Raw genomic sequence first — 13,070 nt, 5'->3', positions numbered from 1 at the left:
ATGTCGCTGCGGGCGACCGTCGTAGCGTCCCTGCCGTACGCTGCCGGCGGCGCGCCGGAACCGGATACGGGTGTTCAGCTCAGAATCGTTCGCGGACGAGTGCTCGGCCGCGAGCGCGGCAGCGTGACGGCGGAGTTCGCCGCGATCGTTCCGGCCGTACTTCTCGTTCTGGCATTCGGCCTCGGTGCCATCGAGGTTGTTGTTCAGCAGGCCCGGCTCACGGATGCGGCCGCCGACGGCGCCCGTTCGCTCGCCCGAGGAGACGGAGAAGGCGTAGCACGCTCGAACATCGCGGGAGCGGTCGGGCGGTCGGCGGTGTCGGTAGGCCGGAGCGGAGATTTCGTCTGTGTCGCTCTGGCTCAGAATGCCGCGGGGCCGGCTGCGCTGACAGGTCTCACAGTGCGGAGCAGGGGATGCGCGCTCGGAGACGATGCGGCGGCCGAACGGCAGGGGGCCGGCCGATGACCGGAGCGAAGGAATCGCCCTGGCGAACCGAAGGCGGCTCGCCAGGGCGTGCCGAATGCGGTTCGCTCGGGCGGGATGAATGCCGCTCGGTTGGGCGGGCTGAAGGGCGCTCGCTCAGGCGGTCGGAACGGCGCGCGGCCGGCCGACAGGAACGTGGATCGGCGACCCTGGTCGTCGTCGGGCTTCTGGCCGTACTGATGGTGGCGAGTGCAGCGGCCGTTGGCGCCTGCGCGCTGCTCGCGGCGAAGCAGCACGTGTCGGCAGCAGCGGATGCGGCCGCGCTCGCTGCCGCCGACACCGCGAGCGGGCGCGTGGCCGGCGCACCCTGCGACCGAGCGGATCAGGCCGCACTACTCAATGGGGCGCGGCTGGGCTCCTGCTCCGTCGACGGTCTCGTCGCTCTGGTCGAAGCCGAGCGCGACATCGGGGGCGTCCCGATAACCGTCTGGGCGAGAGCGGGGCCGCCGAGCGACGCCCGCTGATGGCGCAACGGAATCGCGGCGTCGGCGGCGCAGGGTGAGCGGTTCCGCGCTGCCGATCAGCCGAAGACGGCCTCGATGTAGCGGTAGTCGACCGCTGTCGGGCGATCGGAGTCGCCGGAGTCCGATGCGTACTCGACGCCCCCTGAGCGCGTGTACACGTACCGCTTGTCGCCGTTCGATGCCGGGATCTCGATCCGCGGCTGGGGCTCGCCGGATTCCAGGAAGCCCGTGGTGACGGTCTTGCCCTCAAGCGGTCCGTCGGTCAGCTTCGCGGTGTAGGCACCGCTCGATGAAGTACCCATGTTGTCATTGTCCTCCGCCCGCCTCGGCGGTCAACCCTTACGCAACCGGGGCTGGACTCATCTCGTCATGGCGGGAAGTACGACGGCGACGCAGATTAGGCAGTCGGCCGGAGAACGTGTGTATGGTGTGCCTGATGAGCGGCGCGGCTCGACTCGACAGGGCGAGCCGGTCACGCGATCGGGGGAGAGCGGGGGATCGGCGACCGCACTGCCGGGTCCGAACTTGCGGACCGGAGCTTTGCGGGTCGGAGCGAGGCAGGCGCATGGACAGGGTCCGCGTGCCGAACTCGTGGGATCCCACGACCATCGGTCGATGCGAAGACGCACGCTGAGGAATCCTGATCGACGATCCGCTGATCAGGGCCAGGCGCACTGGTTCCACGGTCCACCGCCCATCAGTTCGAACACTCGAAGGCCGCCGAAGCCGGCAGCACAACAGCCGGAGCAAGCAGCAGTCGACATCCGTACAGGAGTCGAGGTAAGGAGACAGGTGCCAGGGAACAAGCTGGTCATCGTCGAGTCACCGACCAAGGTCAAGTCGATCGAGAAGTATCTGGGAGCCGGGTACACGGTCGAGGCATCCGTCGGGCATATCCGCGACCTCATCGAGCCCAAAGACATTCCGGCTGAGAAGAAGCGCGGGGCGTTCGGACAGTTCGGTGTCGACGTCGACAACGGCTTCGAGCCGCACTACGTCGTCTCCGACCGGGCGCGCAGCGTCGTCGCGAAGCTGCGCAAGCTGCTGAAGAGCGCCGACGAACTGCTGCTCGCCACCGATGAAGATCGCGAGGGCGAGGCGATCGCTTGGCACCTGCTCGAGGAGCTCAAGCCCAAGGTGCCGGTCAAGCGCATGGTGTTCCACGAGATCACGAAGGACGCCATCGAGCAGGCCAAGGACAACACCCGCGACCTCGACATGTCATTGGTCGACGCGCAAGAGACCCGTCGCATCCTCGACCGGCTCTACGGTTACGAGGTCTCGCCCGTGCTGTGGCGCAAGGTGCGGCAGGGTCTCTCAGCTGGACGGGTGCAGTCCCCGGCGACCCGACTCGTCGTGGACCGCGAGCGTGAGCGCATGGCGTTCGTCGCGGCATCCTATTGGGATCTGTTCGCACAGCTGGCGGCCGGCTCCGATGCCCAGTCGTTCAACGCTCGCCTCAGCCGCGTCGACGGTAAGCGGGTCGCCACCGGACGCGACTTCGACGACCGCGGCCAGCTCAAGAGCGAGGCTCGCGTGTTCGACGAGAGCTCGGCCGGAGTGCTCGCGGATGCCCTGCGGCAGTCGTCCACGGCCGTCACGGTGGCGAAACTCGAGACCAGGCCGCTGACGCGCAAGCCCTCAGCGCCGTTCACGACCTCCACCCTGCAGCAGGAGGCCGCGCGCAAGCTGCGGTTCACCGCGAGGCAGACGATGAGCGTTGCGCAATCTCTGTACGAGAACGGGCATATCACCTATATGCGCACGGACTCGACGGCCTTGTCGGCGCAGGCGGTGAATGCCGCCCGCGCCCAGGCGCAGGCGCTCTACGGCGCTGACTCCATCCCGGCCGCGCCGCGCACCTTCCCGAATCGCAGCAAGAACGCCCAGGAGGCGCACGAGGCCATCCGGCCTGCGGGTGAAACGTGGCGTCCGCCGGCGCAGATGGCCTCAGTACTGCACGGCAACGAACTGCGACTGTTCGAACTGATCTGGAAGCGCACGGTCGCCTCGCAGATGGCGGACGCGAAAGGACAGACCGCTTCGGTCACGATCGCGGCCCGCGTGCACGAGGGCGCTCTCGACGGCACCATCGCCGAGCTGACGGCCAGCGGCACGGTGATCACATTCCGCGGCTTCTTGCAGGCCTACGAGGAGAGCCGCGACGAGGAGCGCAACGCGGATGCGGCCCCCGACGAGTCCAAGCTGCCACCGCTGACGGAGGGCCAGGCTCTCGTCGTCGGCGAGGTCGAAGCGAAGGGCCACGAGACGTCGCCGCCGCCGCGTTACACGGAGGCGAGCCTCGTCAAACGCATGGAGGAACTCGGCGTCGGGCGCCCGTCGACGTACGCCGCCATCATCTCGACCATCGTCGACCGCGGCTACGTGACCGTCCAAGGCCAAGCCCTGGTGCCGAACTGGATCGCATTCGCCGTCGTGCGACTGCTTGAGGACCACTTCGGCGACCTCATCGAATACGACTTCACGGCCGAGCTCGAGAACGACCTCGACCGCATCGCCGACGGGGTCGAGACCAGAGCCGATTGGCTGAAGGGCTTCTACTTCGGCAGCGGAGATCGCAGGGGACTGCGCCAGGTGGTCGACAATCTCGGCGAGATCGATGCCCGCGAGATCAACTCGGTGCGCGTCACCGACGACATCACGCTTCGTATCGGCCGATACGGCCCCTACCTCGAGGTGATCGATCCGGGAGCCGGAACGGATGCGACGCCGCGCCGGGTCAACATCCCGCTGGATCTCGCCCCCGACGAACTCACCGCGCAGAAGGCAAAGGAACTCATCGAGGCTCCTGTGCAGTCCGACCGCGAACTCGGCGTGAACCCGGCGAACGGCAAGCTCATCGTGGTCAAGGACGGCAGGTTCGGGCCGTATGTCACAGAGCTGGAGGCCGAAGAGGCCCCGGTTCCGGACTCGGTCGACATCACCGACGCGGTGGACGCGGTCGTGGATCTCGAGACCGGTGAGGTCAGCGCCCCCAAGAAGAAGGCATCCAAGGCGAAGGCCGCCAAGGCGGAGAAGCCGCGCACCGCGTCGCTGTTCAAGTCGATGGATCCCGCCGGTGTCGACCTGCAGACCGCGCTCAAGCTGCTCGACCTGCCGCGCACCGTCGGAGGGGACCCCGAGTCGGGCGAACCCATCCTGGCGCAGAACGGTCGCTACGGCGCCTATCTGAAGAAGGGGACGGACACGAGGTCGCTGCCGAGCGAGGATGCGATCTTCGACATCGACCTGTCCGGCGCGCTCGAGCTTTTCGCTCAACCGAAATACGGGGCGCGACGGGCATCCAGCGCGCTCAAGGAGTTCGACGCGGACCCGGTCAGCGGAAAGCCGGTGCGGGTGAAGGACGGCCGGTTCGGCCCGTACGTCACGGATGGGGAGACGAACGCGACCATCCCGCGCGGGGAGTCCGTCGAAGAGATCGACTTCCAGCGTGCCGTGCAGTTGCTGGCCGACAAGCGCGCCAAGGGCCCGGTGAAGCGCACCGGAACGACCCGCCGCACCACCAAGACGGCGGCAGCGAAGGCGACCACCACCACGGCCGCGGGCAAATCGGCCGCGAAGAAGGCATCCACGAAGCCCGCCGCCAAGAAGACCGGGACACCGAAGTCGACGAGCTCGAAGAAACCCGGCACGGCCTCGTGACGCACTTGTCGCGGCCCGGCGAGATCGCGCGCGGCCTCTTCATCACATTCGAGGGCGGCGACGGGTCGGGCAAGTCGACACAGGCATCCTTGCTGGCGACACGGCTCGCGACGGCCGGCTACGACGTGCTGCACACCAGGGAACCCGGCGGAACAGAGGCGGGGCTCGAGATCCGCGAGCTCGTGCTGCATCATCACGGCGATATCGTTCCGCGGGCGGAGGCGCTGCTCTACGCCGCGGACCGCGCGCATCACGTCGCCACCATGGTGCGGCCGGCGTTGGAGGCAGGAACCATCGTCGTGCAGGACCGCTACCTCGACTCCTCGGTCGCCTACCAGGGCGTCGGGCGGGCGCTGGACGCCGCCGAGATCCGGGAGCTCTCGCTCTGGGCGACCGAGAATCTGTTGCCCGACCTCACGGTGCTGCTCGATATCGACGAGACGGATGCCCGTGGCCGCCTCGACGCCGCGAACAAGCGGTTCGACCGACTGGAGGCCGAGACGGGCGAGTTCCACGCCAGGGTGCGCACCGCCTTCCTCGCGTTGGCCGAAGTGGAACGCGACCGCTTTCTCGTCGTCGACGGTGCGGCATCCGCCGAATCCCTCGCCGAACGGATCGGAGCGCACGTCGACGAACTGCTCGCCGCGCGCGGAATCGCGCCGCGCCACCCGTCCGGCCCCGCTGCTCCTGGAGCGTCGGGCGCCGACGGACGCACCGGGTAGCGTCGAATCATGCCAGCTGCCCAGACCCCGGTGAGGCCGTCGCTGGTCGACGGATTCTCCGTGTGGGGCGACCTGACCGGCCAACCGGCGGCGATCGCGACACTGCGCGCAGCAGTCGCGGCGACGGCATCCGCCGCGATGACGCACGCCTGGCTGATCACCGGCCCGCCTGGCTCGGGTCGCTCGAACCTCGCCTATGCGTTCGCGGCCGCCCTGCTCAGCCCCGATGGTCCGGACGGCGATACGGCCACCACGCGCGAGGTGCAGGCGCGAACCCATCCCGACCTCAGCGTGCTCAGCACGGAGCGCGTCATCATCTCGATCGACGAGGTGCGCTCGCTGGTCTCCAGCTCGCAATTCTCGCCCTCGGTGAGCCGCTACCGCGTCATGGTCATCGAGGATGCCGACCGCATGTCGGAGCGTACATCGAACGTTCTGCTGAAGGCGCTGGAGGAGCCGCCGGAACGCACGGTGTGGATCCTCTGCGCGCCGAGCGACGCCGATCTGCTGCCGACTGTGCGCTCGCGTGTGCGTACTGTGCGATTGAGGGTTCCGTCGGTCGCCGACGTCGCCGATCTCATCGAGCGGCGCGACGGGGTGGCGGGCGACATCGCCGAGCGCGCAGCCCGGCACGCTCAGAGCCACATCGGAATGGCGCACCGGCTGGCCACGAACGAAGAGGCGCGGGCACGGCGTGAGGAGACCCTCGAGCTCGCGCTGGGCATCCGCACCGTCGCCGATGTCATCGCGGGCGCTGCACGGCTGCTGGAGATCGCGGGAGCCGACGCGAAGGCCATCACCGAGGAACGGGACGCCGAAGAGCGGGCGCACACACTGCAGTCGCTGGGCGTGCAGGAGGGCGGACCCGTTCCGCCCGGCCTGCGAGCACAGCTGCGCCAACTCGAGGACGACCAGAAGCGCCGTGCCACGCGGAGTCTCCGCGACGGCATCGACCGCATCCTGACCGATCTTCTTTCGCTGTATCGCGACACTCTCACGCTGCAGCTCGACGCCGGAGCCGAGCTGGTGAACGCGGAACTGGGCGACCGGCTGCGCGCGGCGGCGCGTGCATCCAGTGCCGCCGCCACGCTCGCCACGATGGATGCCGTGCAGGCGGCACGCGAGCGCATCGACGGAAACGTCGCGCCCGCGCTGGCATTGGAGGCCATGCTCGTGACCGCGCGACGACCGCGAACCGCCGACGGGGCGGGAAGGGATATCCGATGACGCGATCGAGGCGCTGGCGCCGTTCGGGGGTGGTCGCGGCGATCGCGGTGACGCTGTCGCTGGCCCTGAGCGGATGCTTCCCGGTCACGCGCGGGCCGGTCACCTCGACCCCGCGGCCCGAGAAGGTCTCGTCGGCGTTGGCCCCGTTCTATGGGCAGCATCTGGACTGGAGCACGTGCGGCAAGTTCCAGTGTGCGAAGGCCAAGGTGCCGCTCACATGGTCGGATCCCGGCTCCGGAAGCATCGAACTCGCGCTGATCAGGCACTATGCCACCGGAAAGCGGCTCGGTTCGTTGCTCGTCAATCCCGGCGGACCAGGCGCGTCCGGTGTCGACTTCGTGCGCGACAGCCTGGACTACGCGGTCGACAAGAACCTTCAAGAGCACTACGACATCGTTGGATTCGACCCACGCGGGGTCGGTGCATCCACGGCGGTCAAGTGCTACGACGCCAAGCAGATGGACTCCTACGTTTTCGGCATAACGCCGGGGCAGCGCGGGTCCGACGCGTGGATCCAGGCATCCACGCGCGAGGCATCCGCATTCGCCGCAGCCTGCCAACAGAACACCGGCCCGCTGCTCGGGCAGGTCGGCACGACGAGCGCCGCGCGAGACCTCGACGTGCTGCGCGCCGCGCTCGGCGACGCGAAGCTCAACTACCTCGGCTACTCCTACGGAACGCTTCTCGGCTCCACATACGCCGGCCTTTACCCGAAGCGTGTGGGCCGCATGGTTCTCGACGGCGCGCTCGACCCGTCGTCGACGAGCTTCGACGTGAACCTCGGCCAGTCGAAGGGTTTCGAGCAGGAGCTGAGCTCATATCTGACCGATTGCCTCACGCGCAAGGGATGCCCGTTCTCCGGCTCGCTCGACGACGCACTGTCGACCGTGTCGAACCTGCTGGCCTCGCTGGATGCCAGCCCCATCCGCAACTCCGATGGCCGCGAGCTCGGCGCGGACACCATGGTCACCGCGATCATCTATCCCCTGTATGACGCTTCGGCCTGGAGTGCACTGGACAGTCTGTTCAAAGACGTCATGCACGGCAGTGCGCGGGTGGCGTTCATCCTCGCGGATGCCTACTACAACCGGAACTCGGACGGAACCTACTCGGACAACTCGACCGAAGCCTTCACGGCGATCAACTGTCTCGACTATTCGTCGGATGCAGACCCCGCCACGATGCGCAAGCAGGCGGCGGAACTGACGAAAGCGGCGCCCGTGATCGGCCCGTACATGTCATACGGCGACATCGGGTGCGCCGTCTGGCCGTACAAGCCGACCCGGCAGGAGGCACCGATCCACGCGGCGGGCGCACCGCCGATCATCGTGGTCGGCACGACCGGTGACCCCGCGACCCCGTACCAGTGGGCGGTCAACCTCTCGCACCAGCTCGACAGCGGCCACCTCGTCACGTATCACGGGCACGGCCACACGGCGTACAACAAGTCGAACTCGTGCGTGAACGATGCGGTAGACGGGTTCTTCGTGAACGGCACCGTGCCGAAGAGCGATCCGGAATGCTGACCGTTCGTGGCCGATCGGTGCGCGGGCATCATTCTCGACCGTACTTTGCACTGACTGCAATAATGGGTGCGTGATCGCCACGACCTCCGCCCCCGCGCGCGGCGGTGTCCGCGAGCGCAAGCGACTCGCGACCCGCAACGCGATCCAGCGCGCTGTGCTCACGCTCGCGCTGGAGCGCGGATTCGACGGCGTCACGGTCGAAGAGATCAGCCACACGGCCGGTGTCTCGCCGCGCACGTTCTTCAACTACTTCCCCACGAAGGAAGCCGCGGTGATCGGCGACGTTCCCGAGATGCCCGACGAGGAAGCGATCGCGCGGTTCGTGACGGCGGGGCAAGAGCAGCCGATGCTGGAGAGCATCCGCGATCTGCTGCTGTCCACGGTCGACCAGGAGCCGAACCCCGACGGCGCCGACATCGAGGCGTTGCGGCGCAGGCTATTGCGTGAGCATCCGTACCTGTTCACGTTGCGCATGGCCAACATGAAGCAGCTCGAGCTGGAGCTGGTCTCGGTGGTGGAGCGGCGGCTCAGGCGCGACGACGGGATGCTGGCAGACGACCCCGAACGCCTCCACAGCAGGGCGCGGCTGGTGACGTACGTGGCGTTCGCCGGCATCCGGCACGCGTGGACGTGCTGGGCCGAGACCGGCGGCCATGGCGCGCTGTCGGACCGGCTGATGGACTCGTTCGGAGAGCTGCACGAGCTGGTGAGCGACGAGACCCGTTAGAGGCCGCTAGCGGCCATTCGGCGCAGAGCGATGCGAGCTTGCTCGCGTCGCCGAACGTGCAGAACGATGCGAGCTTGCTCGCGTCGCCGAACCGCGCAGAGCGATGCGAGCTTGCTCGCGTCGCCGAACCGATTGAGCAAGCGAGCGGCGTGAGCCGCGATGGCCGAACCCGGGTGGTCAGAAGGGTGCACGGAATCCGCTAGGCTTGTCTGCTGTGCGCGCGGGCGACTGCGCCACGCCGCCTTAGCTCAGTCGGCAGAGCGTCTCACTCGTAATGAGAAGGTCGAGAGTTCGATTCTCTCAGGCGGCTCCAACACGAAGAGGGTCTCGAAAAGGGGCCCTCTTCGCGTCTCGGCGGCGAACACGTTGGGGGAGCGATGGGCGACATCCGATGGGGCATCCTGGGCACCGGCGGCATCGCCCACACGTTCACAAGGGAGCTGCTCGACGACGAGCACGATGTCGCGGCCGTCGGTTCCCGCACCCAGGAACGGGCGGATGCCTTCGCCGACGAATTCGACATCCCCACCTCGTACGGTTCGTATGAGCAGCTTGTCGCGGATGACGACGTCGACATCGTGTACATCGCCACGCCGCACCCCGAGCACGCCGCCAACGCGGAGCTGGCATTGCGTGCGGGCAAGCACGTGCTTGTGGAGAAGCCGTTCACGTTGAATGCGGCCGAGGCGCAGCGCATCGTGGACCTCGCCGCCGGCCTCGGGCTGCTCGTGCTCGAGGCGATGTGGACCCGGTTCCTGCCGCACGTGGAGCGCATCCGCGAGATCGTCGCCGAGGGCACGCTCGGCGATGTTCGCGAGTTCAGCGCCGACCACATGCAGCTGCTGCCGAGCGATCCGAGGCACCGTATCAACGCCCTCGAGCTCGGAGGCGGCGCGCTGCTCGACCTCGGGGTGTATCCGATCTCGTTCGCCTCGATGCTGCTCGGCGAACCTGCGACGGTGAAGGCATCCGCCCGATTCGAAGCCACCGGAGCGGATGCCGCTACCGACGCCATCTTCGGCTACGGAGACCGGGCGCTGGCCGTGACCCGATGCGCACTCGACCTGCGCGGGATGAATACGGCATCGATCGTAGGAACGGATGCCCGCATCGAGATCGACAGCGTCTGGTACACGCCGACGAACTTCCGCGTCATCGGTGAGGGGAACGAGGTGCTCGAGGAGTACAAGACGCGCATCAAGGGCGCCGGAAAGCAGTTCCAGGCGCGCGAGGCCGAGCGGCTGATCGCTGAGGGGCGCATCGCCAGCGACATCATGTCGCCCCGGGAGTCGGTCTCGATCATGCGCACCCTTGACGCGGTGCGCGCACAGATCGGGCTGGTGTACCCGCAGGAACGCTGACCCGCCGCCCCGGCGGCTCGCTCGGGTCGGTTCCCCGCCATTGAACGCGCATTCGCATCGAATCAGTGTTCAGGTACCACTCCGTGAGTATTCGGTTTGGCTGTTGCGGTTGGCGCTCGGCTCATCGGGTGGGTCGTACGAGCACCTGAGATCCATAGGCCATCGGGGTCGCCATCCCGGCCTGCACGATGTTCAGTGGGAGGCGGACCGGCTTGCGGGCGTGTAGTAGCGGCATTTCAGACTGCTTGACTGGGCGCGTTGCGTCATTGCAGCAGGAGCCCCACCGCGACGGTGATGCGATCGAGGTATTCCTCTCGAGTCGTGACTTGGTACTTGATGCCGATCGAGGCGCTGATGAGTGTTCTGGTTCGCGCGACGCTATCGGCCGGGCTGGTTGTGGTGATGGCCTCGACGACGAGTTCCTCGAATCTCTGCGGGGCGTCATCGAGCACTGATCCGAGAAGAGAAGAGTCGGCGTCGACGGCCCTGGGCACGTCCCGGCTCAATGGCCCGATGTACGAGCTCCCCCAAATATCGAAGGCGGCGGTCAGTCGGGCCGAAAGGGAGCGGTTCGAAGCGTTGAGTTCACGTGCGATGAGGTCGAGGTCACGATCCAAGGCGTGCGTGATTGCTTCTCGGAACAGGGCGGGTTTCGAGTCGAAGAGGAAGTACAGGCCCGGTCGAGAGATATGGGCAGCCTTCGCAACGTCATCCATTGACGTCTTCTGATACCCGAACCGGGAGAAGGTCTGCAACGCAGACTCCAGAACCGCCCGCCGCCGGTCCAGCCCGCCGCCCAGTACATCTTCACGTGGTGTCATCACCCCGCCAGCGTACCCAAGAGTGAACGTACTAGACACGCAGTGAATATTGCGTATAGTCCCGGTATGCCCCCTTCTCAGCTCATCACCACCCCCTTCACTGCAGACAGCACAACCGCAGACGTCCTCTCCGGGGTCGACCTCGCTGGCCTCCGTACCATCGTTACCGGCGCGACGTCCGGGCTCGGCAGAGAGACCGCGCGAGCTCTCGCTGCCGCCGGAGCGGAGGTGACCCTCGCCGTGCGCAACCCGGCAGCGGGAGCTGCGGTCGAACGAGAGATCTGGGGCACCGGGGTTGCGATCCGTCCCCGGGTCGGCGCATTGAATCTGTCAGATCAGGCATCCGTGGCTCGTTTCGTCGAGGCATGGGAGGGCCCGCTGCACCTCCTCGTGAACAACGCCGGCCTCGTGACCGGTGATCTCGAGCGCACCCCGGAGGGCTGGGAACTGCAACTCGCGACGAACCATCTCGGCCACTTCGCGCTCGCCACGGGCTTGCACGCCGCTCTCTCAGCGGGGGCCGCGGACCGCGAAGGGGCACGCGTCGTGTCACTCAGCTCCACAGCTCACATGCGAGCCGGCATCGATTTCGACGATCTCCAGTTCAGCCATCGCGACTACGACCCGCAGATCGCATACGCCCAAGCCAAGACCGCGAACTCCCTTTTCGCCGTCGAAGCGACCCGCCGCTGGGCTTCCGACGGAATCGTCGCGAACGCCGTCAATCCCGGCGGGGTGGCCACCGGTCTCCAACGCAACTTCACCCCCGCCCAGAAGGCCTCACTGAACGCCGCAGAGGCGGCGGGGGTCTTCACTTACAAGACGATCGAGCAAGGAGCGTCGACGACCGTCGTCGCAGCCGTTCGACCAGAGTTCGCCGGCACCGGTGGACACTATCTCGACGACGGCCAGGAGGCATACACCGTCCCGAACGATGCCAGCCTCGCCGACCATCCTCACGGTGTAAAAGCGTGGGCGCTCGACCCGGCGGCGGCAGAACGACTCTGGTCCACGTCGAAGGCCCTCATCCGAAGCTGAACAAGATGCCCTGAGTGGGATCCTTCGTCGTGCGCTGAGTGGGACCCTGGAGCCATCTGTCGGTGGTGCTGGAGAATCGGGGCAGGCTGAACACTCGCCGTAGCCTGGCAGCCACTAATGGAAGACGTGTCCGCCTGCCACGAGTATGCCTGTGACTGAGGTTGACCCCGGCCGGGCCGCGAACCCGCGGAACCCGCCCGGTCAGCGTCCGGAATCCGGAGTCAACCTCAGACACGCAGCCGGATCCCGGTTGCGAGCGATCGGAGCATTCCCGCGTGCACTACCGTCGAAATGTGCGCAACTTGCCTGGCAGTGGTCTGCCTGACGGTCGCGGCCGCACCGGCTTGGACCAGGTCGGCCGCAGCCTCGACCGGAACCCAGACGTCGTCATTCGCGATGTGGAGATCACGTCGGACGGCTGGCATGTGTTGCGGCGCACCACGTTCGATATCCGCGGGCGCAACGGCCTGTGGTCGACTCAACAGCGCGAAACCTACGATCGGGGCAATGGTGCGACGATCCTGCTCCACGATCCGACACGTGGCACGGTCCTACTGACGAGGCAGTTCCGCTTCCCCGCCTACGTGAACGATCACCCTGACGGCATGCTGATCGAGGCCGCCGCGGGTCTGCTCGACGAAGACGACCCGGAGACGGCGATTCGCCGGGAAGCACGTGAAGAACTCGGTGTTGAGGTGCGCGACCTGACCCACGTGTTCGACGCGTACATGAGCCCCGGCTCCGTCACCGAATGCGTGCACTTCTACGCCGCGGAATACACCCCCGCCGATCGCGTCAACGCCGGAGGAGGGGTCGCCGACGAGGGCGAAGACATCGAGATCCTCGAACTGCCGTTCCGCGAAGCGCTCCAGATGATCGCCGACGGGACGATCGTCGACGGCAAGACCATCATGCTGCTGCAGTGGGCGGCACTCCAAGGGATCATGTCGTGAGCGCCATCCGCCAGCAGTAGCCCGGCACGACGACCTCACACCCCACTGAATGCCGCTTCATGCGGAGCTGTCCGCCTGTTCCGAG

Annotated in this window: 12 protein-coding genes and 1 tRNA gene; 11 read left to right on the top strand and 2 right to left on the bottom strand. The window is 67.1% G+C overall.

Translation table 11 applies throughout. From position 1 onward, the window contains the following. Together ACYVDK_RS02495 and ACYVDK_RS02490 are read left to right on the top strand one after the other, a co-directional pair. Positions 1–465: a TadE family type IV pilus minor pilin gene (locus ACYVDK_RS02495; protein WP_460517474.1), complete on the top strand. Its 465-nt coding sequence runs from the start codon at positions 1–3 to the stop codon at positions 463–465. Continuing rightward, complete coding sequence (locus ACYVDK_RS02490) at positions 414–947, top strand: Rv3654c family TadE-like protein (protein ID WP_460517471.1); 534 nt, start codon at positions 414–416, stop codon at positions 945–947. The genes ACYVDK_RS02495 and ACYVDK_RS02490 overlap by 52 nt, the downstream gene beginning before the upstream one ends. A 56-nt stretch (positions 948–1,003) precedes the next feature. Here ACYVDK_RS02490 and ACYVDK_RS02485 read toward each other — a convergent pair whose 3' ends face one another. After that, positions 1,004–1,249, bottom strand: a complete 246-nt coding sequence (locus ACYVDK_RS02485; RefSeq protein WP_460517468.1) for a hypothetical protein — start codon at positions 1,247–1,249, stop codon at positions 1,004–1,006. Between the two features lie 490 nt (positions 1,250–1,739). Between ACYVDK_RS02485 and topA the strand changes: the two genes are divergently transcribed. From topA to ACYVDK_RS02450, 7 genes are all read left to right on the top strand, one after another. Next, positions 1,740–4,610 carry a type I DNA topoisomerase gene (topA, locus tag ACYVDK_RS02480; protein ID WP_460517465.1) on the top strand — a complete coding sequence of 957 codons (2,871 nt, stop codon included), beginning with the start codon at positions 1,740–1,742 and terminating at the stop codon, positions 4,608–4,610. Further along, complete coding sequence (tmk, locus tag ACYVDK_RS02475) at positions 4,607–5,332, top strand: dTMP kinase (protein WP_460517462.1); 726 nt, start codon at positions 4,607–4,609, stop codon at positions 5,330–5,332. Before topA ends, tmk begins: the two co-directional genes overlap by 4 nt. Positions 5,333–5,341: 9 nt before the next feature. Beyond that, a complete protein-coding gene (locus ACYVDK_RS02470; RefSeq protein WP_460517460.1) occupies positions 5,342–6,559 on the top strand; it encodes a DNA polymerase III subunit delta' in 1,218 nt (405 codons plus the stop codon). Beyond that, on the top strand, positions 6,556–8,085 hold the full coding sequence (locus tag ACYVDK_RS02465) for an alpha/beta hydrolase (protein WP_460517457.1): 1,530 nt from the start codon (positions 6,556–6,558) through the stop codon (positions 8,083–8,085). Before ACYVDK_RS02470 ends, ACYVDK_RS02465 begins: the two co-directional genes overlap by 4 nt. Before the next feature lie 70 nt (positions 8,086–8,155). Next, the gene (locus ACYVDK_RS02460) at positions 8,156–8,812 is read left to right on the top strand and encodes a TetR/AcrR family transcriptional regulator (RefSeq protein ID WP_460517454.1); all 657 of its coding nucleotides are present in this window, start codon (positions 8,156–8,158) and stop codon (positions 8,810–8,812) included. A gap of 237 nt (positions 8,813–9,049) precedes the next feature. After that, positions 9,050–9,125: transfer RNA gene (locus tag ACYVDK_RS02455), tRNA-Thr, on the top strand. Positions 9,126–9,189: 64 nt separating this feature from the next. Beyond that, positions 9,190–10,173 (top strand): Gfo/Idh/MocA family protein, encoded by a 984-nt coding sequence (locus ACYVDK_RS02450; RefSeq protein WP_460517451.1) that lies wholly within the window; start codon positions 9,190–9,192, stop codon positions 10,171–10,173. 263 nt (positions 10,174–10,436) lie between these two features. Here ACYVDK_RS02450 and ACYVDK_RS02445 read toward each other — a convergent pair whose 3' ends face one another. Further along, on the bottom strand, positions 10,437–10,994 hold the full coding sequence (locus ACYVDK_RS02445; protein WP_460517448.1) for a TetR/AcrR family transcriptional regulator: 558 nt from the start codon (positions 10,992–10,994) through the stop codon (positions 10,437–10,439). A gap of 66 nt (positions 10,995–11,060) precedes the next feature. On the opposite strand from ACYVDK_RS02445, the gene ACYVDK_RS02440 reads away from it, so the two are divergent. Together ACYVDK_RS02440 and ACYVDK_RS02435 are read left to right on the top strand one after the other, a co-directional pair. Further along, entirely contained in the window at positions 11,061–12,032 is a 972-nt protein-coding gene (locus ACYVDK_RS02440) for an SDR family NAD(P)-dependent oxidoreductase (RefSeq protein ID WP_460517445.1), read from the top strand. Positions 12,033–12,325: 293 nt separating this feature from the next. Beyond that, on the top strand, positions 12,326–12,985 hold the full coding sequence (locus ACYVDK_RS02435) for an NUDIX domain-containing protein (RefSeq protein ID WP_460517442.1): 660 nt from the start codon (positions 12,326–12,328) through the stop codon (positions 12,983–12,985). The last annotated feature ends 85 nt before the right edge of the window (positions 12,986–13,070 follow it).

The sequence above is a fragment of the Humibacter antri genome (assembly GCF_054777235.1).
Note: the sequence above shows the minus strand (reverse complement) of the source record. Positions and strands in the feature narration are given on the sequence as shown.